Raw genomic sequence first — 22703 nt, 5'->3', positions numbered from 1 at the left:
GTCCCCAATTGGGACGGTCGTGGGCCGCGTGGTGGGTCAAAAACGACATAGCGCAGGGCTGGCGCCGCCACCTTCCCTAGGCTCGACACCGTGAAGACGATCACGTGCACCAACGCCAAACTCGAGGTCGTCGAGCAGCCGACCCCGACACCGGCGAAGGGCCAGCTGCTCATCGACGTCCAGCGCTGCGGTATCTGTGGTTCGGACCTGCACGCCCGCATTCACTGCGACGAGCTCGCCGACGTGATGGCCGAGACCGGCTACCCGGACTTCATGCGCTCGAACCAGTCCGTCGTCTTCGGCCACGAGTTCTGTGGCGAGGTCCTCGACCACGGCCCCGGCACCCGCAAAGCACCCCGCGCAGGCACACCCGTCGTCGCCTTACCCCTGGCGCGGCGCGGCAAGGACGTCCACCCGATCGGTCTCTCGACAGCCGCGCCGGGTGCTTACGCCGAACGACTCGTCGTCGAACAGTCACTCGCGCTGCCCGTGCCCAACGGATTACCGCCCGAGAAGGCCGCGCTGACCGAGCCGATGGCCGTCGGATGGCATGCCGTCCAGCGCGGCGAAGTGGGCAAGCGCCAGGTGGCCATCGTCATCGGCTGCGGGCCGATCGGGCTCGCCGTCATCCTCATGCTCAAAGCCCACGGCGTGCGCACCGTGATCGCCAGCGACTTTTCCGCCGGCCGCCGCGCTCTCGCGATGAGATGCGGCGCCGACGTCGTCGTCGACCCCGCGCAGGACTCACCCTACAAAGCCGCCTCGGGTCACGGACACCTCGAAACCGCCCCCGACGCACTGGGTCTCGCCGTCAACACCCTCGACACTCTGCACAAGTTGCGGCTGCCGTGGTGGCACGTCTGGCGTGCCGCCGAAGCCGTCGGTGCGGCAACCCCCAAGCGCCCCGTCATCTTTGAATGCGTCGGTGTTCCCGGCATCATCGACGGAATCATCACCAGCGCGCCGCTGTTCTCACGCGTCGTCGTGGTCGGTGTCTGTATGGGCGCCGACCGGCTCCGGCCGTCGATGGCCATCAACAAAGAGATCGACCTGCGATTCGTACTCGGTTACACGCCAATGGAATTCCGCGACACACTGCACATGCTGGCCGACGGCAAGGTCGATGTCACGCCGCTCATCACCGGGACTGTCGGTCTCCCCGGCGTCGAGGCTGCGTTCGATGCGCTGGTCGACCCCGAAACACACGCGAAGATCCTGATCGACCCCAAGAGCGACGCTGCGAGCCCGAGGTGACCATGGAGATCCTGCGCACTCCCGACTCACGATTCGAAAATCTTTCCGGCTACCCGTTCGCCCCGCACTACCTCGACGTGAAGGCCAGCGATACCGACACGCTGCGCATGCACTACGTCGACGAGGGCTCCGCCGACGCCCCGTCGATCGTGCTGCTGCACGGCGAGCCGACGTGGAGTTACCTGTACCGCACCATGATTCCGCCGCTCGTCGACGGCGGGCATCGTGTGCTCGCGCCCGACCTCATCGGCTTCGGCCGCTCAGACAAGCCCACCCGCATCGACGACTACACCTACCTGCGCCACGTCGAGTGGGTAACGGCGTGGTTCGACGGCCTCGACCTACGCGACGTCACCATCGTCGTCCAGGACTGGGGATCGTTGATCGGCTTACGCATTGCCGCCGAACAGAGCGAGCGCATCGCCCGCATCGTCGTCGCGAACGGATTCCTCCCGACCGCTGACCGGCCGACACCCCCGGCGTTTCGCATCTGGCGCGCCTTCGCGCGCTACACACCCGTGTTCTCCTGCGGACGCATTGTCTCTTTCGGCACCGTCACCAAGGTGGGAGCCGACGTGCGCGCCGGATACGATGCGCCGTTCCCGGGCAAGCGATTTCAAGCCGGTGCCCGCGCCTTTCCCCAACTCGTGCCGACGTCGCCCGACGATCCGGCCGTTCCCGCCAACCGCGCCGCGTGGGAGAAGCTCGGCCAGTGGGACAAACCGTTCCTGTGTGTCTTCGGTGCGAAGGATCCGATCCTCGGGCGCGCGGACCGTCCGCTGATGCAGCACGTTCCCGGGGCCGCGGGCCAACCGCATGCGCGCATCAACGGCAGTCACTTCGTGCAGGAGGACTGCGGTCCAGAGCTGGCTCAACGGATCTTGGCGTGGAAGACACCATGACCGCGTCTCCCCGTCTGGGACCGAAATTCCAAGAGGCGCTGGCCTACGCGGCCGAACTGCACAACACACAGACCCGCAAGGCCAGCGATGTCCCGTACGTGGGCCACTTACTGTCCGTGGCCGGACTGGTCATCGAGGCGGACGGCACCGAAACCGAGGCGATCGCCGCGCTGCTGCATGATGCCGCCGAAGACCAAGGCGGCGACGTGACATTGGCCGACATCGAGGAGCGGTTCGGCGCCACGGTCGCGTCGATCGTCGAGGAGTGCAGCGACACCGTCGTGACGCCGAAACCGCCGTGGCGCCAGCGCAAAGAGCAGTACATCGCCCATCTGGACGAGGCGTCCGACAGCGCGATTCTGGTATCGATCGCCGACAAGCTCGACAACGCCAGGGCCATCCTGCGGGACCTGCGCCGGCACGGGCCGTCGCTATGGCAGCGGTTCAACACCGACGATCCGTACGAGCATCTCTGGTACTACCGCTCACTGCTGGAGGTGTACCGCCGCAGAAGCGACAGCTGGATGGTGGACGAGCTAGGACGGGTGGTCCGCACGCTCGAAGAGGAGATCGGACCGCCCATCGCCGCCACGGTCTAACGCGCCGCTCAGCCCTGTTGTACTACGTTGTCGCCGCCTGCGTCGATATCCGGTGAACCGGAGTGATAGGTGACCTGGTTCTTGAAGCCGGATGCGCCAATCGAGTCGGCCGTCTCGAGGATGACCTGATTCTGCATACCGGACACCGTCACCTTCGTGCAGTGTCCTGTGATCGTGACGGTGTTGGAGACACCGCTGACGCTCACCGGGCTGTCGTTGCATACCAGCTCTTCGTTCTTGCCCATGCCGGACACGCTCTGTGAGCCACCCGGAGGCGGGGTCGTCGGCCCGGCGGCGGTGCTCGGCGGCTCGACGCTGGGGATGCTAGGGAAGCTGGGGATGCTCGGCATGCTCGGAATCGTGGGGATGCCGTTGGGCACCGCCGACTTGATGGTGAAGAACACGAATGCACCAATGCCGACCATCAGGGCGAGTACGACGCCCGCGATCACCAACGGCAACGCGCCGAAACCCGTCGACACCGACACCCTCCGCTGCACCTGCGGATACGAGAACGGCGGCGCCGCATACGGATCCACCGGCGGTGGGCCATAGCCGGTTGGCGGCGGCACATACGTCGGCGTCGTGCTTCCCGACGGCGGGGGAATGTACGTCGGTGGAGGCATCGGTCTCGTGGCGCCGGTGCCGCCCGACGGACTCGTACCCAGTTCGCTCGCATTGGCAACGTCGGCGAGCGGTTGCTCGAGCTGCCTGATGCGGGCCTCGGGGTCGTCCTGTGGATCCATGCGCAGATAGTCCCATATGACCGTTTGCGACGCCGACATTGCGGAAACTCCGGGCTTGATGATCGGAGAACTTCGTCTACGGCATTTGAAGCAACCCCCCACAGGGTTGCTCGCGAAAGTATGACCAAAGCCTGACAACGGGCACGGCCGGCCCCCGGAAGTGGTACTCAGGAAGTGTGGTGGCACCGGGTTTCATCGCCATCGGCAGTGGTCCAGCAGGGTTGAGCGCGGCGGAGACGTTCCGCAGCAAGCACCCCCACATCCCGGTGCGAATGCTGACCTCCGACCCGGCGTTGCCCTATGCCAAGCCACCGCTGAGCAAGGCCTACCTCTGCGGCCGCGATACCAAACTCGACCTGCACAGCCCCGGCTGGTTCGTCCGCCACAACGTCGACCTGATCCGCGGCATCACCGTCGACCACCTCGACCTCGCCAACCAGGAAGTCGTCACCACCGGCGGCATGCGCTACCCCTACTGGCACCTCGTCCTGGCGTGCGGCGCGACACCTGTTCCGCTGACTATCCCCGGCGCGCATACCGCGCTGAGCCTGCGGTCCTTCGCCGACGCCGTCATCCTCCGAATGGCTGCGCGCAGCGCCGAATCCGCCGTCGTCATCGGTGCCGGGCTGATCGGCTGCGAGGCCGCCGCGTGCATGGCCACTCGCGGCGTGCTCACCACCATGGTTGCCGCCGAACCCGTACCGCTACAACGGCGTTTCGGCGTTGACGTCGGTGACCGGGTCGCAAAGATCTTGTCGGACAGCGGTGTTCGCTTCCTGGGCTCGACGAGCGTCGCGGCCATCGACGACACCACAGTGCACCTCGACACCGGCGCAGCCATCGAAGCCGACGTCGTGGTCTCGGCGACTGGTGTACGCCCCGATCCCCATCTGGCCGCCCAAGCGGGACTGGAAACGCAAGACGATCGCATCGTCGTCAATGAGCGCATGCACACCTCTGCACGCAACGTGTACGCCGCAGGCGACGTCGCGCTGGCGTACAACGTCACCGCGAGGCGACGCATCCGCGCCGAGCACTGGCGCGACGCCGCCCAACAGGGGCTCGTCGCCGGGCTATCCGCCGCCGGCTACGACGCCGGTTGGGACAAGGTGCCCGGATTCTCATGCACCATAGGCGAATCCACGCTGAAGTACCGTGGCTGGGGGACCGGATACGAGCACAGCCGACTCGTCGAGCATCGCAACGGGTTCACCGCCTGGTACGAAGCCGGCGGCGAAGTCGTCGGGGTGCTGAGCCTGAATGCCGACGACGACTATCGCCACGCCGACGAACTGGTGCGCCGCCACACCCCGATGACGGTGTAGGACTCAGGCGAGCCCGCACGGGAGACTGCGTCGCGCGTCGCAGACGGAGAGCACTCGCGAGACCGCCGCGCTGGGAATCAGCATCCAGCTGACCGATGCGCGTGTGCACCGCATGTCGATGGTCTGCAGCGCCGAAAAGCCCGCTGTCGCAAAGAAAGTGACGTCCTTCAAATCGAGAATCATGCTGCGGCAGTTGGCTCCGCGACGGAACACATACTCCAGCACTTCGGCGGAATTGGACGCGTCGATATCACCGTAGGCGCTGATGCGCACGACGGAGGTATTGAGCCATTCGGTGGACAGTTTCAGCCCAGCCCGGCTCGTTGCCGTGAATGGGTCTGATGTGGTCATTGCGGTCATTGAGGTCGGCTCCAAAGTGACGTCCGGATGAAAATAGGAGGTCGCGTCCAGAGGGCTGATCAGGGAGTCTTCCTGCAGTTCTGCGACGTTTCCTGCGGCTGGGAACTCAACCTGTGAACAGCCTACGTCAGTTGGCGCCTCCCGCGACAATTTCGAAGAAGATTCTCACCGAACCGCCAAACATTCCCCTTTCGGGGCGCCGCTGTCGGTATCGGAACCCGGCCCGCACTGCGGTGGCACTCAAAGCCGTTGCATTACAACCAATCTCGCCTCTTGAACATCCAATACAGCCCGAGCACCAGCAGCACGATGATCGAGGTGCTCGCCACGAAACCGCCGACTGTGTTGATCCCGGGATACTCGACGTTCTGGCCGTAGAACCCGGTAATCGCTGTGGGCACCGCGATGATCGCCGCCCAGCCGGTCAACTTTTTCATCACGATGTTCAGCCGTGCATCCTGCAGCGATAGGTGCGTCTCGAAAACCGTTGTCACCATGTCGCGCAGCGATTCCGTCCATTCGGACACGCGCAGAACATGGTCGTACAGATCGGCAAACAGCGGATCCAGCTGCGGGGCCGTCTTGGCGTCCAGCCGGCGGTGCTGAATGGTGTTGACGACTTCGCGCATCGGCAGAACCACCCGGCGCAGTTCGACGAGGTCCTTTCGCAGCCGGAAGGTGTGCCGCTGCAGACCGCCCTTCGGACCGCTGTTGGTGAACAGGGCGTCTTCCAGGCCCTCGATGCCCTCGTCGAGCGCCTGGACCGCTTCGAAGTGCCCGTCGACCACGACATCGAGTAGCCCGTGCACCAGGGAGCCCACGCCATACTCCTGGCCGTCGAGCTCGTCGAAGCGTCGCGACACCGCATCCATGTCGAAATGCGGCGACAACCGCACGGTGATCAGCCCCCGCGGCAGCACGAATGCGGAGATGCGGTGGATGTCGAGCATCGACTCGGATTCGTCGGCCGGTTCCCTGACGGTCACGCTGTAGACCGTGAAGAACGTATGGGTGCTGTAGACGTTGGCCTTGGTGCGCTCCGCTTCGGCGACGGCATCCTCCACCGCCCACGTATTGAGCCCCAACTCCTGCGCCAGGTCGGCGAGGATCGCGTGGTTGGGGTCGTAGATGTCGCACCACACCAACGTGTCGTCCTCGGTGAGGTAGTCCGAGATCGCAGGGAAGTCGAAGTCGTCCTGCGGCTTTCCGGCCCGCCACACCCGACCGCGGACGTGCGTCATTCCACCATCATGTCAGCGGCGCCGGCGAATGACTGCGGTGTATGTCGTTTTGAGGCGTCAACAACTGTTTGACGGGCGCTCTACGTCAGCGCAACCCCGTCAGGAGAGACCGCACCCCCAGCCGCCATCGCCGCTCGATCGACGGGCCATCGCCCAGCCACCGCCCGGCCTCCTGCACCGCCAAACCCTGTGCCAGAGCAAGCAATACGTGCGCGATGTCCGTCGGATCTCCCGACAACTGGTCCGCATCGATGCACCGTTGAATGCGGCCGACAAACACCTCCCGCACGGACGCTCCCGCGGCCAGCTCGTCGGGCCCCGGCTCGAAATCGGCGAACGGGCGCGAAAACATCACCTGGGCCAGGCGCGGATACGCGCGGCAGAACAGTCGGAAGACGGGTACCAGCCGCTCGAGATCGTCGAGCGGATCGTCGGTCACCGGAACCTTGGCCAGCTCACGGCCCAGTAGCCGGAAGCCCTCGAAGAACATCGCCCGCACCAAGCCGGCCTTGTCGTCGAACAGCTCGTAGACCGCGGGCACCGATGTGCCCGCCCGCTCGGCCACGCGTCGCGTCGTGAACCGCGCGATGCCCTCCTCGGATAGCGTCGCGATCGCCACTTCGAGCAGCCGGTCCCGAAGTTCGGGCGTTCGCTGCTTGATCCTTGGCATCAGTCCAGCGTGAATTCCGTTGCCAGACCGTCGATGCCGGCCTGGATGACCTTCAATGCGGGTTCGCGAGCCTTGAGCTTGCTCGCCAGGTGCGCGCCCGCGTGCAGTGTCGTCGCCGCCTCGGCCGCCACCTGTTGAGCCCGCGCCAGCACCTGATCCGCCTCGACGATCTCGTCGAGCCAACCGCCCGCGATCGCCTCGTCGCCGACGAACGTCGCGGCCAATGACACTCCTCGCTGGAATGCCGCCGGCGTCAACCGAAGCCGCATGATCTCGATCGCCGAGATCGGAATCGTCATTCCGATCGCCACCTCGATCGCCTGGCAGCGCGACTTGGGCTGACCGATCCGATGGTCGCCGGACAGGAGCAGGAACGAACCCATCGCGATCGCCGGGCCCGTCGCCGCCATGATCACCGGCTTGGGGAAGGTCAGGCAGCGGACCGACAGCTCGAAGCCGCCCGCCAGCATCCCGAGCACCGCCTTGGCGTCGCCGGACTGGAACACGGCCAGGTCGAACCCGCCGCAGAACACCCGGCCGTTGCCCGCAAGCACGACCGCCTTCGCCGAGTCCTTCTCAGCGCGGTCGAGTGCCTCGTTGATCGCGGCCTGCATCGCCGGGCCGAGCACGTTGACCTTGCCGTCGTCGAGTGTGATCGTGGCGACGGATTCGTTCAGTTCATAGTTCACGGTCATGCGTAGCGATGTTACGTAACAGCGTTACGAAAGCCAAGAACGGCGCTAACGCCCGAGCGGAAACTCGAAATCGCTTACCGGGATACAAATCCGCGGATCGGTGCTAGGCGAGGTCGCGGCGATGTCTGCCGTTGATCACGGTGGTGTGCGCCTCCTGGAAGGCGAAGCTGTTGTTGTCGACGGGCGCGTTGTATTGCGCGCGGTAGCGCTCGCGCAGTTCGTCGGCGGCCGAGCGGACGCGATTGATCTCGCTGCGTAGGACTTCCTCACGGCTCTCGCTCGCCGCGTAGTGAAAGTAGGTCAGCAGGCTGCGCAGCAATTCGAGCTTCTGCTTCTCCTGACGGGCGAGGTCGTGGGTGGTCAGCAGCTCGAGCCGCTCGACGGGATGTAGCGTCGCCCAGTCCAGGACGGCTGTGGACCGGAACTGCTGCCGGCCGGTCTTGGCGCTGCGGCCGTTGGTGGCCTGGTCGTAGTAGGTGACGGAGCCGTCGAAGCGCGAGGCGATGGCCTCGCCCAGCTCCCGGCGATCCAGCGCCGAATCCCAGACGATGCGCCATTCCTGCGAAGGCGCCAGGTAGGGGATCTCCGCGGGCAGGTTCAGCGGCGCGATGTCGATGTAGCGGTCCTCGTAGGCGTTCTCGTACTTGCCGACGGTGGGTGGGTTGGCGAATTCGAACCGGATTCCGTAGGCCGGGGTGCGGCCGAAGTTCTTGACCACCAGCTCGACAAGATGCCAGTCCGTTGCGCTGGGCTCCATGAACATCGCCACGTTGGGCTGCATCAGCTCATCGGTCTGGTGTTTGACCCGCTGATACTGGCGCCAGGCGTACAGCAGCGCGGCGACTCCCACCATGACTGCCAGCCAGGCCGCGAGCGCGGTCCATGCACCGGCGGATACGTCGGCCAGGTCGCGCGCCCGGTCTTCGAACCAGTCCACGCCCCGCAGTAAACCATGGGTCGTCCGTGCCGACAGCATTCGCCGAGCCATGTCGGCCGGTATTTGCTGGGGCGTCACTGCCCAGTGGGAAATTAGAGACTGAAGTGCTTCAAGGGACGGTTGCGACAGATTGCCGCTGACGTCGCTAGGTTGTCGCTCGGAGGCGGACGCATCGTCGATCGGAATCGGTTCCCCATCGGCGTTCAACGCGACGCGACGCACATGGGCGATTGCGACGTCCGACCGTAAAACCTCGACAAAGATTCATGTCAACCCGTGAGTAGCACCGTTGGCAAAAACGCGTAGTCAATTACTCGTTCAATGAGGCTCGTACTGTCTTAGCGTCATTCCCATGGGGATGACGACAGGTCCGGCGCTCCGGACCCCGCGACGACGACGCTTGCGCACCTTCGCGTTTGACCCGATGTCCAGCCGACTGTCGGGGCGGCTGCTTACCGTCAACGTGCCATACGAACCCGAGCTTGCGCCCGGACCGCAGGGCGAGCTGCTTCAGATCGTCGACTACGACCCGATGCGGCAAAACTGGTATGCGCTGGTCGATCTCGACGACCCGTTCATCCTCGCCCAGGACGGGCTGAAGCCCTCGGAAGGCGATCCGCGCTCGCATCAGCAGATCGTCTACGCCGTCGGTATGAGCGTGCTCGAACGATTCGAACGGTATCTCGGTCGCCGTTTCCGGTGGAAAGGCGACGACAAGCTCGCGATGGTTCCCCACGCGTTCGAGGGTCGCAACGCCTTCTTCGACCCGAGCCGCAAGGCAGTGCTGTTCGGCTACTACCACGCCGACGACAAGGACCCGGGAGCCAATCTTCCCGGCCAGATGATCTTCACCTGCCTGTCCTCCGACATCATCGCCCACGAGCTCACGCACGCGATCGTGCACCGTCTTCGCCCGTACTACTCCGAGGCGACGAACCGCGATGTGTTCGCCTGGCACGAAGGCTTCGCCGACCTGATCGCACTGTTCCAGCACTTCTCCTATCGCGACATCGTGTTCGACGCGGTCACGGCGTCGTCGGGCCGAATCGACGACGGCACCGCGCTTTTCGACCTGGCCGTCGAATTCGGCGAGTCCACCGGCCGGGGCGCTGCGCTGCGCTCCGCGATCGCCGACCGTAAGCGCACACCCGACCGGTTCCAGGCCGCCACCGAACCACACGAGCGTGGCGCCTGCTTCGTCGCCGCCGTCTTCGACGCATACCTGGACAAGTTCCAATCGATGATCGCGGATCTCACGCGGATCGCGACCAGCGGCACGGGCGTACTTCCCGAGGGCAGGTTGCTTCCCGATCTGGTGAGCCGCATCGCGACGGAGGCGGTATTGACCGCCGACCGCTTCCTGGCCATGGTCGTCCGCGCATTCGACTACCTGCCACCGGTCGACGTCACGTTCAGCGACGTCATCCGCGCGATCGTCACTGCCGACTGCGCGCTGTATCCCGAGGATGCCGCCGGGCTGCGCGGCGGGCTGATCGAAGCGCTGCGCCGCCGCGGCATCATCCCGGAGAAGGTCGGCTCGCTCACCGACAACGCATTGAGATGGCCGGAGGGCCGCGGTCTGAGCCTGCGCGACGGCAATCCCGCGATCCCGCTGGAGGAGCTCATTCTCGAGGCCACCATGAACCTCGATCCGATGGGGGACCCGGGCGAGAAACCGATGCGGGTATACAGCGCGCTGACTCGTTGGGCCAGAACGCATGCCATCGCGATCGGATTGGAACCCGACGAGAAGATGCCGATTGCGCTGAGCAGCGTCCACGTCACATACCGGTTGGCCGACGACCGCCAGCCCAGGCCCGAGGTCGTCGTGCAGTACACCCAGCGTCGGCCCGACCTCGAAGAGAAATGCCAGCCGGACGTGCCGGAGAAAGAGCGCACCCCACTACGCGCGGGCACCACGTTGATCACCCGGGTGAACGGCGATGTCGAACACATCGTCGCCAAGCCGCTGCCGTTGCGCGATCCGGTGCCGACTGATGAGGACGCCGCGTACGTCAACGAGCTCGGGTCGGATCGCCTCAGAAAGATGCAGGAATGGTTCGGCACCGTCGAGGACGACGACCCGCTGAGCATCTGGAGTGACGAGCCGGCGGTCAATCGCCTCGACTTCGCAAGCTTGCACTACGAACAGGCAGGTGTCTGATGGCCGGCGCCACGACAGTCGAAATTCGCATGTACAACGTGGGTTTCGGCGATGCGTTCCGCGTCACCGTTCGCCGCGGTGAGCAGACGTGGCGGATGCTCGTCGACTGTGGGGTGCATTCGCAGGGAATGGCCAGACCGATCAGCGAGTCGGTCCAGAACATCATCTCCGACCTGACCGACGACTGCGGCGACGCACCGCCCCACCTCGACGTCGTCGTCGCCACTCACCATCACCAGGACCACATCAGCGGCTTCGCCGAAGATGATTGGACCGCCGTGCACGTCGACGAGGTCTGGGTGCCTTTCGTCGAAGACAGCAAGGATGCCGACGCCAAGAAGTTGCGCCGTGCGCAGGCGGTGGCAGCCCAAAAGCTGCAGGGGCTGATCAGCGCGCGGCTGGCCGGGCTGACCGGGCGTGACAAAGACGCGGCCGAAAAGCTCAACGCGGCTTTGGCATTCGCCGTCAACTCAAGCGGAAACGAGAAGGCGACGGACCGGCTGCTGAGCCGCAACGGTCATCGCTTCGCCAACGAACCCGAGGTGCGCTTCCTGCCCAGCAAGACGCCGGACGAAAACACGATCAAAGCCGACAAGTGCGGCGTGCGGGCCCATGTCCTGGGCCCGTCGCGGGACCCGAAGATGCTCAAGAGGATGGACCCGCCCGCGCGGGCGGGCTGGCTGACGCTGAATCTGGACGACGAATCGACCGAGCACGCCGACGACGACTGGCAGCTGTTCAACGAGAACTACGTCATCGCCGACAAGACCCAGATACCGGAAGCATTGACAAAGGCCAAGACTCGTCTTCGGCTACATGCTCTGTCCAACGACATGGGCCTTCTGGCCGCCGCGTCGGTCCTCGAACAGTCGGTCAACAACACCAGCGTCTTCTTCGTCCTCGAAGTCGCGGGCCTGCGGATGCTCTTCCCCGGCGACGCCCAGTTTGGTGCCTGGGAGCACGTGCGGACCAACCCTGAGGCCCTGGCGCTGATCGAAAGCGTCGACTTCTACAAGGTCGGTCATCACGGGTCGCACAATGCGACGCCGAAGCCGTTCATCCTCGACGAGTGGGTCAAACCCGGTGACGCGATGGTGCCCTGGGGTCTCGTCGAACGATGGAAGAAGACCATTCCGAAGAAGGAACTGCTCGACGCTCTCACCGAGAAAGACCATCGCGTGATCCTGCCGGCCGAGGTACGGAAAGCAGGGCACCCATCGAGCAAGCTCAAGACTACGCAGTGGTGGTCCCAACTGACATTCGAGGTGCCGCGATGACCAGGAATCTTGTTGTATGCCTTGACGGTACGAACAACGAACCCGAGCACGGCGTCACCAATGTGGCCCGCATCTACGACATCGCCGAGAAGGCCGACGATCAGCTCGTGTACTACGACCCCGGCGTGGGCACCATGGGTGCCCGCGGCGCCGTCACTCAACTGGGCCAGACGATGAGCAGGGCGGCCGGCCTCGTCGCGGGTTTCGGCGTCAAGGACAACATCGAAGAGGCCTACACGTGGCTGTCGCGGCAATACCAAGCAGGCGACCAAATCTATGTGTTCGGGTTTTCGCGCGGGGCCTACACGGCGCGCGCGTTGACCGGCATGCTGCGCACTGTCGGACTACTGCGTCGTGGCACGGAGAATCTAGTGCCATACGCTTTGAAGCTCTACGCGCAGAGCGGCAATCCACCGCCGCGTCCGGGCACCGAGCGAGACGCCAAAGCCAAAGCGGCAGAACGGGACTTCTGGAAACTACGCGACGAGTTCAACCGGCAGTTCGGCCATCCCGACTTTCCCGGCCCGTTCGACACCAGCCAGCACCAAGTGCGCTTCCTCGGCGTATGGGACACCGTGAAGTCGGTGGGCTGGCTGAACCTCAAGGCGCGTATCGAGATGGCACACTGGCCGTTCACCCGGCGGATCACCAACGTCGACATCGCCCGCCACGCCATGGCGATCGACGAACGCCGCCGCCCGTTCGAGGTATATCGGTTCGATCCCAAGGCCGTCGCGGATGCCAAGGGCCGCTACCAGGAGATGTGGTTCGCGGGCGTGCACAGCGATGTCGGCGGTCAGTTTCCGGACAATCACGACCTGTCCGACATCGCGTTGTCCTGGATGGTCAAGGAAGCCGATGCGGCCGGTCTCGCAGTCGACAAACGGCGGTACAAAGATCTCATCGGCGTCGCATACGAAGACGAGCTGCCACCTGACAAGGCGATGGGCACAATCCACGCCAATGAATGGGTGTGGCGGTTGGCAGGTGGCTGGCTCAAGCGCGCGGTGCTGCCGGACGATGCGCTGCATCGAAGCGTGCGGTACCGGATCGAGCACAGCGACTACCGGCCAGACCTCAGACGTTGACATCGCGAGTTGGGCCATCGCGAGCAGACGCAAAAGCCCCCGACACGCCGCGGAAATGGTGCACTTTACGTCTGCTCGCGCAGGAAAAGTCAACCCTGGCCGCCGCCGCGGATCAGCGCGGCGAGCTCCTCACGGTCGGAGATGTCGAGCTTGATACACGCGCGATAGAGATGGCCCTCGACCGTGCGTACCGATACCGTCAGCCGCTCGGCGATGTCGCGATTGCTCAGACCCGCGGCGACCAGGTTGGCGATCTCACGCTCGCGCACCGTCAGCGGCAGCGGATGGGCTGCCAGATCCAGTGCAGGCGTTCGGATTCCACCGCAGTCGGCCGCGAGCCGGTTGGCCGCCGCGGCGGCCTCCACGCTGCGGCGGCGATCGTCGGCGCCCTCGTACGCCACGGCAGCCTGTGCGGCGGCGTCGGCTGCCGACAACAGCGCGCCGAGCTCCTCGAACTGCTGGGCTGCCGCGGCGATTCCCGCGGCGTCGCGGTCCCGCACCGCCTCGGCGTGCGCAGCTATCACCGCCGCCAGCCGACCGCCGGTCGCCGCCGACACCTCGACGAGCCGGTCCAAACAGCTCTGGTCGCCGAAGCGCACCGCGTCGTGCAGCGCCAGCATCTCGATGGCCTGCTGCCCCGATTCGGCCGCCAGGCGCGCCGCGTTTAACGCGAGTTCGATTGCGGCGCTGACGTTTCCCTCCGCGGCGGCCAACCACGACTCGGCGATCTTCAGCTGCGGGCCGAAGACCGCCACATGCCTGCCGTAGCGGGTCTTCACCTCGGCCATCATCCTGGCGCCCGGTTCCGTACGGCCGAGCGCGCAATAGGACTGCGCCAGCATGAGCCGGGCCGGAAAACTCCACGATGCGGCCGACTCCGCGGTCAGTGCGGCGACGGTCTGCTCCATCCGCGGCACCGTGTCGGCAAACAGCCCGCGAGCCACGCCGACGGTGCCGACCAGGACGTTGGCCATGCCCCATGCGAGATACTGGCCCGCCGCGGTGATTCGAACGATGTCGGCGGATCGTTGTGCGGCAGTGTCGAACTCGCCGCGTAGCACCAACGCGCGCACCTCGCCGAACGCCGCCATGTAGCGCAGCAGCCCGTCGACTCTGCTTTCCACCTGATGACTTCGCGCAGCCGCCGCCGCGACGTCCTCCGCGCGGCCCATCAACGCCAGGGCCCATCCGCCACCGAACGCGGCCCACTCGACGGCACTGGGAGGCGCCGCGGAATCCGACAGCACACGCGCGGACATGGTTACTGCCTCTTGCAGCTGGTTCTCGAATGTGCGCGACGCGGACGCCACGCCGTCGACAAGCAGCCGCAGACCGTCTTGAGTGACCTTCTCGCGCAGCAGTTCCAGGACTTCGTTGGCGCTTTCGGCGTCGCCCATGGACCAATGCAGGTTGGCAATGCGCGCTGCACCCCAGCGCACCAGCTCGAGCTCGTCCATCTGGTCCGGATCAAACGAGCTCAGCGTCTCCTCGGCCTCGGCGGCCTTGCCCTGCCACAGCAGCGAGCGCGCCAACAGCTCGCTGGCCACCAGGCCGCCGCCCCGGTTCACCGCGGCCCGGGCCAGGCGCTCGCCAAGGGTGACGTTGGTCAGCGCGATCGCGTCGCGAGCCGCCGATACGAGCAGCTCGAGCTCGGGCTGCTGGTCACTGTCAAGTGTCAACTCCGCCAACCGAATTCGTTCTGCAGCCGAATTCAACGGCTGACCCCGCAGCGCGCGGACGACCTCGCCGCGCAACCGCCGCGCCCCGGCCATGCCCAGCCGCCGGCGGATCACCTCACCGAACAGCGGGTGGTTGAAGCGTACGTCCACTGTGGAGTGGTCTTCGACCACCCGGATCAGGCCGCGGCTCTCGGCCTCCTCGACTGCGTCGGCTCCGACGATGTCGCACAGCGTGTCGAGCGCAAGCGGCTCGCAGAACGTCAGCAACCGCAATGTGTGCAGCACGTTATCGGGCAACTGGTCCACGCGCGAATCCAACAGCGACGCCAGTTCGGAGGTGACCGCCGTACGGCCGCGAAGCTGCCACACCCCGCGGACCTGGCGCAGCGTGCCCGCCTCCAGCGCGCCCTCGACAAGGTGCCGGACGAACAACGCGTTGCCCCCGGACGCCTCCCACATCAAGTCGGCCGACAACCCCTCGACGCGGCCGCCAAGCGCCTCCTCGATCAGCGAGACGCACTGATCCCTGGTGAACGGCAGCAGATGCAGCCGCTGCAGGTACCCGTCCTTCCACAACGACGTGATCGCGTCGGGCACCGCCTCTCCGGCACGCACTGTCGCGACGATGCGCACCGAGCCGTCCAGCGCCAGCTGGTGCAGCAGCGTCGCCGAAAGCTGATCGAGCAGGTGGGCGTCGTCAACACCGATCACCGAATGCCCTTCGGCGATAATCGTTTCGCGCGCCGCCGACAGGAAGGCCACCGGATCCCGCGACGTCGCGGCCCCCACCAGATGGGCGAACACACCGAGTGGGATGCTGCGTGCCGACTCCGTGCCTGCCACCCATTGCACGCGCGAGGGCAGCGATTGCGTCACCAGACGCGCCAGCGTCGTCTTGCCCACACCCGCGTCGCCGATCAGGACGATCCCGCACCCGCCGTTTTTGTCGACCAGCGCGTTGTGGATCGTCGCGTATTCGTTGTCGCGACGGACCACAGGCCAGTTTTGGGCCATAACCTCGGACGGTACTACCTTGTGCGGTAGCGCAGCGGTCATAGGCAAAGTCTGCTGCGCGGATGCACAGCGGTCATGAGTAGTGCACTACGCAAATTCTCGCGTAGCTGGGGATTCGCTACTTAGTTCACGACGCGGCGGCCGTCAGCAGCTCGGGTAGGACCGGCGCGGTCGTCGGTTCGGCACGCACCAGCCGCTCGCTGCGGGCGAGCCAATCCATATCGGCCCAGATGACGTGAGCCGGCAATCGCCGCCAGTACTCCGGATGTGCGCGCAGATAGATGTCGACACTCGCGTGCACCAGTGCGTTGGCGGGCAGCTTGCGGATCGAAATCGTGTGCGCGCTTCCGGAGAGCGCGTCGAACTCGCTCGGCGCCGGACCTAGGTGCCTGCTGCCCGGCCGCACCGCGACTCCGGCCCGAATGGCGCCGTCGAGCACCCAGTCCAGCGCGATCTGGGCCAGCGGCCGGCACGCCGCCGGGCCCCCGGCGACGTCGCAATGCGCGCCCCGAAACCAGGCTTCCTCCACCCGGTCGGATCCGGACGCCACCAAGTGCTCGCCGAACGGACCGTAGCCACCGTCGATCGCGACGGCGTGCCGACCGGCGGCGACGTTGGTCAGCGGCTCCGAATCTCGCGGCAGCCCCGGCAATTTCGCCGTGTCCCACAGCCCCAAATACTCGACGGGAACCCCGATATCGCGTCGTCCGGTCAACCGCGCCGCCAATCGCCTGACACGATTCCAGTCCTGCGGGGTGCGTCGCGTGCGAGGCAGCGCATAGGCGTCGAGCACGTAGTCCATCAGCTGGGGGAACAAGCCCACTGTTCCGAGCAGCCGGGTCAGTGACTGTGCGCAATACGCGCCTCGCCCGACGCCGAACAGGTAGATGCGGTCTCCGGGCTCCCAAGAGTCGATCAGGAACTCGTAGGCCTCGGAGATCGCTGCCTGTGCGTCGTCAAGCGCATGCCGCCGGCGCAGACCGCCCAGCCGCCGAGTGTTTGCCGATCGCGGACCCGGGTGGTACCACGTGATCTGGTCGTCCGTTTCGTCGAGCAGACCCAGCAGTGCCTCGGCATTTGTCGCAACAGAAGACCCGAGATGCGCTCGTGCGTTGTCGAAGCACAGCACGATGTTCTTCACGGCAAACCCCCGACAAGATTAATTGACGTTGCTGCGAAATAGTTTGCCGGGCGAAAGTCGCTGTGTCCTGCGTATTGCACTACTCGATTCGAGGTTTCCTACGAATTCTTGAGTGCGCAAGCTGGGCGGCTGCGGGATCGGTGGGTGTAACGCCACATGCACGTGCGAACTCGTCTGCCGCCAGCCCGTCCGCAGAGTTCATGTCGCAGCGGCCGAACGGCGGTGCACCCTCAGGCAGGCCGCCTCCGTAGCCCTGGCCGTCGGTGTATTGATGGGCGATCTTCCCCGGGTATGCCGGGTTGTAGCCATAGGCGGCGACGACCAGTCGAATGCCCGGCGGCTTGCGTGGCCACAAGTTGTTCAGGTCGCCGACGTTGCCGTAACCGATCACCTTCGCCGTCGACCCGACGAACGCGCCGACGGCCTCGTAGGCGGCGTTGATGTCGGCCGAGCGATCGCCACGGATCTGCCCACCCCACGACTCGACGTCGAGCATCACCGCCATCTTCGGGTGAGGGGTGCGAACCAGGTCCTTGAATGTGTCGACGGTTTGCTGCCAGTTCGGCCGCCAGACGAAGTAGACGATGAAGAACGTCAGGTGCCCGCTGTCGGCGTTGCGCAGGCACCAGTCATAGTTGTTGACCCACCGGCGATCTCGATGCGTGCCGTCGTTGGACCGGATGCACAAGACGGGATAGGGATAACTGTCGTTGACGCCGACCTGCCACTCGGACACGTCGGCATAAAGCGTGTCTGCCACGCCTCCAGTCTTACGTGAAGCTACGACAACGGCAGATCGACGCCCGCGCCCATCGGGTCGCCGTGCACCTCGAGCGTCTCGGGCACGGTCCCCGGTGGCACGTCGAAGGCCAGGCCGACGTCGGCCGAATCGCCCGGATTCAGTTCTGCCAGACCGCCATTGAGATAGAACGTCGCTTCGTCGTCAATGGAATACGTGGTGCCGGCGGCCTTGAGCTTCTGCAGCGTGCCAAGGAACGTCACGGGCGCGTCGCCGGAGTTCAACACCGTCATGTGCACGATGACGAATTCGCCCTGCGCCGTCTTCTCGACCGGCGCGTCCTGATACTTCACGCTCGGGGCGGTCTCGACGCTGTCGACTGCGAACGTGATACCGCTGTCGGTCGCTTGTTCGGAACCTGGTGCTGCCGTGGGTGATTCGCTCTGTGTCTGGGTCTTGGTGGCCGACGTGGTGGGCGACGCCGACTTGGACGTCGTGGTGTTACCCGATGCGCCGATCTGGGTGGTGTCGTTCTTGTGAATGAAGAACGCGTAGACGAGCACAACCACTAGCACCACGAGCAGAGCCGCGCAGGCGGCACCGAACTTGATGATGAGCTGCCGATTGCCATTCGATACGGGCTGTTCTGCCGCCGGTGGGAAGCCAGAGTCTGGCGGTTCGGGTGGCGCGCCGGTGGCCGTAGGCGTGGGTTCACCCGTGAACACCGGTGCGGTCGTCTCGGCCGAAGGTGCCGTCGGCTCGGCCTGCGAAGGAGGCCAGGTCACCGGGGTCGTCGCCCCTGGATCGGGCTGCGCGTCCGGTTCGGGCGCCCGGTGTGCGCCGCCACCGCTGGCCTCGGCAGGGCGCGTTGGGACGACCACGGTCGGCTGCTCGCCGGCGGCTACCTCATGGCTTGTGGGTTGCTCGGTCGACTCGGGTATGGCGGGGGAGCGGTGTTCGGTCCAGATTGACCCGTCCCAATAGCGCTGGCCGCCAGAGCCGTCGGGATCGGGGTACCAGCCAGCGGGTGTCGTCATTGCAGAGGGTCCTCCCCGTCACGCGCCGCAAGGGCGCCGAGCAACGGGAGAATAACGCAGGTCGCCCGGGGGTGGCGCGACTTTTGCTCACGCAAAGACCGTGTCGCGCGCTGGTCAGCCGCCCATCAGCATGCGCCACTGGTCGAGATTGCTTGCCCGGTAGACGTAATTGGTCCGACGAACCTCTGACAGCGAGGCGCTCGGTTCCGCCGAATACCAGTGCCCGGGAAAGACCGTGGGATCGCCAGGCAGCTGCGCAAGCGCCTGCAGACTCCGATACATCTCGTCGACGTCGCCGCCAGGAAAATCGGTGCGGCCGCAGCCCTCGAGGAACAGCGTGTCGCCGGCGACCAGGCGGCCGTCGAGCAGGAAGCACTGGCTGCCCGGCGTGTGGCCCGGGGTGTGCAGCAGCTCGATGTCGATGTCTCCGACGCTGACCACATCCCCGTGTTCGTGCGCTGTCAGCTCGCTGCGCGCGATGCCCGTGACGCGTGAAACCCATTCTGCTTCAAGCGAATTGACGTGAACAGGAACACTTACCCGCTCCAGCAGCTCGGCGAGGCCCTTCAACTCGAAGCCCATCATCGACCCGCCGACGTGATCGGGATGGTGGTGGGTGACCAGCACACCCGACAGATGCATGCCGTCGGATTCGAGCGTGTCGACGAGGTCCTGTGCGGCGTAGGCCGGGTCGACGACGACGCAGTCGCCGGTCTCGCGGTCGCCGATGAGGTAGGCGAAGTTGCGCATCTGCGCCGCGATCATGTCGGTCGTCGCGAAATCGCGACCGGACAGCAACTGCCGAAAGTACAGGCGATCGGTCATCGCTCCACCCTATGAGGGCTTGAGTCGCACCATGCGCGTGGTGGTGCTCTCGTCGAGATTCACCAGGTCGCTGCGCGAACGGAGGAAGTCGGTAAACGAGCGGAATCCGAGCGACTTTTCACTGAATGACGGGTCCATCCGCTTCATCTGCGCCTTGACGGCCGAATTGTGCAGCCACTCGGCGTCATCCTTCTCGTGGCCGATTCGCAGCGCCCGCTCGAGAAGGCCGGTGGCTGCGGACTGTGGGTCGGGTCCCTCGGGCTCCTCGTCGGGCTCTTCATCCTTCGTGCGGCGCGTCTTCTTGGCGGGTGCCGGCGCGACGGCGGGCACGCCGGGCAGCGCGTCGTACGTGACGAACTCGTCGCAGGCGGCCGTCAGCGCCTTGCTGATCGAGCCGGTGATGCCGATGCCGACGACGTAACGACCGAGGCGCTTGCAGCGCTGAGCCAGTGCGATGTAGTCGGAGTCACCGGCGACGATGACTACGTGCGTCAGGTCGGGCAATCGGAACATGTCCTCGACGGCATCGACGGCCAAGCGGATGTCGGCACCGTTCTTGGCGTATGCGGCGGCTGGGAAGAGTTGCACGAGGTCGACCGCGCGGCCGACCAGTTGGCCGCGGTAATCGGCGTTGACGTCGGCCGACCAGTCGGCATAGGCCTTCGTCAACACTAGGGTGCCGAACGACGAGGCGAAGTCGATGATGGCGCCGACGTCGACAGTCGCTGCGGCCAGCCGGCCCGGCACCTTGTGGAAGCCGGCCGATTTGTCCCGCTGAAACGAGTTGCGACCGTGCACTTGGTCGTAGCGCGAGATGACGATGTTGTCGAAGTCGAGGTACACCGCCACGCGTGGCGTGCCGGGTTCGGTCACGGTTCCGTCCTATCACCTGGCGTCCGGGCTGCGGACAGATCGCAATTCTTGGCAATTTCGTGATCTCACCGCAGCCTCGACGTGTCCCGCGGTGACCAGCGGTTTGGCGCGGATATCCGCGAGAATGTACCCTCTTTAAGGCCCACGCCACGGCTGCGCGGGTTTGGCCCCCTTAGCTCAGTCGGTAGAGCGTTTCCATGGTAAGGAAAAGGTCAACGGTTCGATTCCGTTAGGGGGCTCGATGGACACCGGGCGAGCGAAGCGAAGGGAAAGCGCGGAGGCTCGACGGCGCCCGACCATGGCGGTGTAGCTCAGTCGGTTAGAGCGAACGACTCATAATCGTTAGGTCGCCGGTTCGAGTCCGGCCATCGCTACAAGACGAATAAAGACATTCAGGAAGAGGCAGCTGACGTGGCGTCCAGTACCGACGTACGGCCAAAGATCACTTTGGCGTGCGAGGTGTGCAAGCACCGCAACTACATCACGAAGAAGAATCGTCGCAACGATCCTGACCGGCTCGAGCTCAAGAAGTTCTGCCCGAACTGCGGGAAGCACCAGCCCCACAAGGAATCGCGCTAGCGCGCGCCAACCCGTGGGCGTTTGCCCAAGGGTTGACTAGGTAGGTTCACTAACCGTGTCGTTGTCAGCGCAGATCGTCGGGATGCACTATCGCTATCCCGACCACTACGTCGTCGGTCGCGAGAAGCTGCGCGAGTACGCCGTCGCCGTGAAGAACGACGATCCCGCGTACCACGACGAGACGGCGGCCGCCGAGCTCGGTCACAAGTCGCTGCCTGCGCCGTTGACGTTCATCTGCGTGTTCGGATACCAGGCGCAGACTGCGTTCTTCGAGGCCGCGAACATCGGCGTCACCGACATGAAGATCATCCAGGTCGACCAGGTGTTGAAGTTCCTCAAGCCGATTCATGCGGGCGACAAGCTCTACTGCGACGTCTACGTGGACTCCGTCCGGCAGTCTCACGGCGCCGACATCATCGTGACCAAGAACATCGTTACCAACGAGGCCGGTGACGTCGTGCAGGAGACGTACACGACCCTGGCGGGTCGAACTGGTGAGGGAGAAGAGGGTTTTTCAGATGCCACTGCGTGAGTTCGATTCGGTGAAGAAGGGCGACGAGCTTCCCGAGCAGGTGATCCCACTGACGCGGCAGGACCTGGTCAACTACGCCGGCGTCTCCGGTGACCTGAACCCCATCCATTGGGACGACGACATCGCCAAGCAGGTCGGTCTGGACACCGCGATCGCGCACGGCATGCTCACGATGGGTCTGGGCGGCGGCTACGTCACGTCGTGGGTCGGCGATCCCGCTGCCGTCACCGAGTACAACGTGCGCTTCACCGCGGTGGTGCCGGTACCCAACGACGGCGTGGGTGCCGAAATCGTGTTCAATGGGCGTGTGAAATCCGTTGAGCCGGAGACGAAGTCGATCACCATCGCGCTGACGGCCACCTCCGGGGGGAAGAAGATCTTCGGCCGCGCCATCGCGACCGCGAAGTTGGCCTAGCCATGGCGCTAAAGACAGACATCCGGGGGATGGTCTGGAAGTACCCCGACACGTTCGTGGTGGGGCGTGAACAGATCCGCCAGTACGCCAACGCCGTCAAGGCCCACGACCCTGTATCTCTCGACGAGGCCGCCGCGGCCGAAGCGGGCCACGACGCGCTGATCGCGCCGCCGACCTTCATGTCGATCTTCGCGATTTTGATCCAGCGGCACTTCTTCCAGCACGTCGATCTCGGCATGGAAACTTTGCAGATCGTTCAGGTCGACCAGAAGTTCCTCTTCCACCGGCCCATCAAGGACGGCGACGCGCTGACCGGGACGATGTACATCGAGTCCGTCGACGAGCGATTCGGCGCCGACATCGTCACGACCCGCAATGTGCTCACCGACCCGAGCGGCGAAGTGGTGATGGAGTCCTTCACCACGCTGATGGGACACGAGGGTGACAACTCGATTTCGGCCAAGTGGGACCCGGAGACGGGGCAGGTCGTGCGGACGGCGGTCAGCGAGAACGGCCAAGGATCGGATTAGTAACTGGGACGGATCGCGCGCTACACTCGGACCTCGGGGTTTTCCCAGTCCAGCGCGCTGTCCGTCGGTTTGAAGATCGAC

Annotated in this window: 23 protein-coding genes and 2 tRNA genes; 13 read left to right on the top strand and 12 right to left on the bottom strand. The window is 65.2% G+C overall.

From position 1 onward, the window contains the following. The first annotated feature begins 90 nt into the window (after positions 1–90). The 3 genes from VJV41_RS01045 to VJV41_RS01035 are packed head-to-tail and all read left to right on the top strand — an operon-like array spanning position 91 to position 2755. Entirely contained in the window at positions 91–1254 is a 1164-nt protein-coding gene (locus tag VJV41_RS01045; RefSeq protein WP_325330192.1) for a zinc-binding dehydrogenase, read from the top strand. 2 nt (positions 1255–1256) lie between these two features. Beyond that, positions 1257–2156, top strand: a complete 900-nt coding sequence (locus VJV41_RS01040) for a haloalkane dehalogenase (protein WP_325330301.1) — start codon at positions 1257–1259, stop codon at positions 2154–2156. Next, positions 2153–2755, top strand: coding sequence for an HD domain-containing protein (locus tag VJV41_RS01035; protein WP_325330190.1), 603 nt, complete (start codon positions 2153–2155; stop codon positions 2753–2755). Before VJV41_RS01040 ends, VJV41_RS01035 begins: the two co-directional genes overlap by 4 nt. An 8-nt stretch (positions 2756–2763) precedes the next feature. Here the strand turns inward: VJV41_RS01035 and VJV41_RS01030 are convergent, their stop codons facing one another. After that, the gene (locus tag VJV41_RS01030) at positions 2764–3501 is read right to left on the bottom strand and encodes a DUF3060 domain-containing protein (RefSeq protein WP_325330188.1); all 738 of its coding nucleotides are present in this window, start codon (positions 3499–3501) and stop codon (positions 2764–2766) included. A gap of 176 nt (positions 3502–3677) precedes the next feature. On the opposite strand from VJV41_RS01030, the gene VJV41_RS01025 reads away from it, so the two are divergent. Then, positions 3678–4826 (top strand): FAD/NAD(P)-binding oxidoreductase, encoded by a 1149-nt coding sequence (locus VJV41_RS01025; RefSeq protein WP_325330186.1) that lies wholly within the window; start codon positions 3678–3680, stop codon positions 4824–4826. 3 nt (positions 4827–4829) lie between these two features. On the opposite strand, the gene VJV41_RS01020 is transcribed toward VJV41_RS01025, so the two are convergent. The 5 genes from VJV41_RS01020 to VJV41_RS01000 form a co-directional block, all read right to left on the bottom strand. Next, positions 4830–5177 (bottom strand): STAS domain-containing protein, encoded by a 348-nt coding sequence (locus VJV41_RS01020; RefSeq protein WP_325330184.1) that lies wholly within the window; start codon positions 5175–5177, stop codon positions 4830–4832. A 263-nt stretch (positions 5178–5440) separates the two neighbouring features. Beyond that, positions 5441–6427 carry a magnesium transporter CorA family protein gene (locus VJV41_RS01015; protein ID WP_325330182.1) on the bottom strand — a complete coding sequence of 329 codons (987 nt, stop codon included), beginning with the start codon at positions 6425–6427 and terminating at the stop codon, positions 5441–5443. A gap of 85 nt (positions 6428–6512) precedes the next feature. After that, entirely contained in the window at positions 6513–7097 is a 585-nt protein-coding gene (locus VJV41_RS01010) for a TetR/AcrR family transcriptional regulator (RefSeq protein ID WP_325330180.1), read from the bottom strand. Further along, on the bottom strand, positions 7097–7792 hold the full coding sequence (locus VJV41_RS01005; RefSeq protein ID WP_325330178.1) for a crotonase/enoyl-CoA hydratase family protein: 696 nt from the start codon (positions 7790–7792) through the stop codon (positions 7097–7099). Before VJV41_RS01005 ends, VJV41_RS01010 begins: the two co-directional genes overlap by 1 nt. A gap of 103 nt (positions 7793–7895) precedes the next feature. After that, on the bottom strand, positions 7896–8729 hold the full coding sequence (locus VJV41_RS01000) for a hypothetical protein (protein ID WP_325330176.1): 834 nt from the start codon (positions 8727–8729) through the stop codon (positions 7896–7898). 352 nt (positions 8730–9081) lie between these two features. Here VJV41_RS01000 and VJV41_RS00995 point away from each other — a divergent pair, with 352 nt between their 5' ends. From VJV41_RS00995 to VJV41_RS00985, 3 genes are read left to right on the top strand one after another with little or no spacing between them, the layout of a single operon-like run. Beyond that, positions 9082–10893 (top strand): hypothetical protein, encoded by a 1812-nt coding sequence (locus VJV41_RS00995; protein ID WP_325330174.1) that lies wholly within the window; start codon positions 9082–9084, stop codon positions 10891–10893. Further along, a complete protein-coding gene (locus VJV41_RS00990) occupies positions 10893–12170 on the top strand; it encodes a hypothetical protein (protein ID WP_325330172.1) in 1278 nt (425 codons plus the stop codon). Before VJV41_RS00995 ends, VJV41_RS00990 begins: the two co-directional genes overlap by 1 nt. Beyond that, positions 12167–13258: a DUF2235 domain-containing protein gene (locus VJV41_RS00985; RefSeq protein ID WP_325330170.1), complete on the top strand. Its 1092-nt coding sequence runs from the start codon at positions 12167–12169 to the stop codon at positions 13256–13258. Before VJV41_RS00990 ends, VJV41_RS00985 begins: the two co-directional genes overlap by 4 nt. A gap of 89 nt (positions 13259–13347) precedes the next feature. Here VJV41_RS00985 and VJV41_RS00980 read toward each other — a convergent pair whose 3' ends face one another. The 6 genes from VJV41_RS00980 to VJV41_RS00955 form a co-directional block, all read right to left on the bottom strand. Then, positions 13348–15951, bottom strand: coding sequence for a helix-turn-helix transcriptional regulator (locus VJV41_RS00980; RefSeq protein ID WP_325330168.1), 2604 nt, complete (start codon positions 15949–15951; stop codon positions 13348–13350). A 127-nt stretch (positions 15952–16078) separates the two neighbouring features. Next, positions 16079–17092, bottom strand: a complete 1014-nt coding sequence (locus tag VJV41_RS00975) for a DUF2235 domain-containing protein (RefSeq protein ID WP_325330166.1) — start codon at positions 17090–17092, stop codon at positions 16079–16081. Between the two features lie 79 nt (positions 17093–17171). Then, positions 17172–17852: a hypothetical protein gene (locus VJV41_RS00970; RefSeq protein WP_325330164.1), complete on the bottom strand. Its 681-nt coding sequence runs from the start codon at positions 17850–17852 to the stop codon at positions 17172–17174. A 20-nt stretch (positions 17853–17872) separates the two neighbouring features. Continuing rightward, positions 17873–18868, bottom strand: a complete 996-nt coding sequence (locus VJV41_RS00965) for a DUF4352 domain-containing protein (RefSeq protein ID WP_325330162.1) — start codon at positions 18866–18868, stop codon at positions 17873–17875. Positions 18869–18982: 114 nt separating this feature from the next. Further along, on the bottom strand, positions 18983–19693 hold the full coding sequence (locus VJV41_RS00960) for an MBL fold metallo-hydrolase (protein WP_325330160.1): 711 nt from the start codon (positions 19691–19693) through the stop codon (positions 18983–18985). Between the two features lie 9 nt (positions 19694–19702). Continuing rightward, positions 19703–20566: an NYN domain-containing protein gene (locus VJV41_RS00955; RefSeq protein WP_325330158.1), complete on the bottom strand. Its 864-nt coding sequence runs from the start codon at positions 20564–20566 to the stop codon at positions 19703–19705. Positions 20567–20732: 166 nt separating this feature from the next. On the opposite strand from VJV41_RS00955, the gene VJV41_RS00950 reads away from it, so the two are divergent. From VJV41_RS00950 to hadC, 6 genes are all read left to right on the top strand, one after another. Continuing rightward, positions 20733–20805: transfer RNA gene (locus VJV41_RS00950), tRNA-Thr, on the top strand. Between the two features lie 61 nt (positions 20806–20866). Continuing rightward, positions 20867–20940 (top strand) — tRNA-Met (locus tag VJV41_RS00945). Between the two features lie 37 nt (positions 20941–20977). Beyond that, a complete protein-coding gene (gene rpmG, locus VJV41_RS00940; RefSeq protein ID WP_003887980.1) occupies positions 20978–21145 on the top strand; it encodes a 50S ribosomal protein L33 in 168 nt (55 codons plus the stop codon). 55 nt (positions 21146–21200) lie between these two features. Beyond that, positions 21201–21677, top strand: a complete 477-nt coding sequence (gene hadA / locus VJV41_RS00935) for a (3R)-hydroxyacyl-ACP dehydratase subunit HadA (protein ID WP_325330152.1) — start codon at positions 21201–21203, stop codon at positions 21675–21677. Beyond that, positions 21664–22092, top strand: a complete 429-nt coding sequence (gene hadB, locus VJV41_RS00930; protein WP_325330150.1) for a (3R)-hydroxyacyl-ACP dehydratase subunit HadB — start codon at positions 21664–21666, stop codon at positions 22090–22092. Before hadA ends, hadB begins: the two co-directional genes overlap by 14 nt. Positions 22093–22094: 2 nt before the next feature. Beyond that, on the top strand, positions 22095–22622 hold the full coding sequence (hadC, locus tag VJV41_RS00925) for a (3R)-hydroxyacyl-ACP dehydratase subunit HadC (RefSeq protein ID WP_325330148.1): 528 nt from the start codon (positions 22095–22097) through the stop codon (positions 22620–22622). Positions 22623–22703: the final 81 nt, after the last annotated feature.

Source organism: Mycobacterium sp., assembly GCF_035274705.1.
Lineage (GTDB): Bacteria > Actinomycetota > Actinomycetes > Mycobacteriales > Mycobacteriaceae > Mycobacterium.
This window is presented reverse-complemented; position numbering and strand designations above follow the sequence as displayed.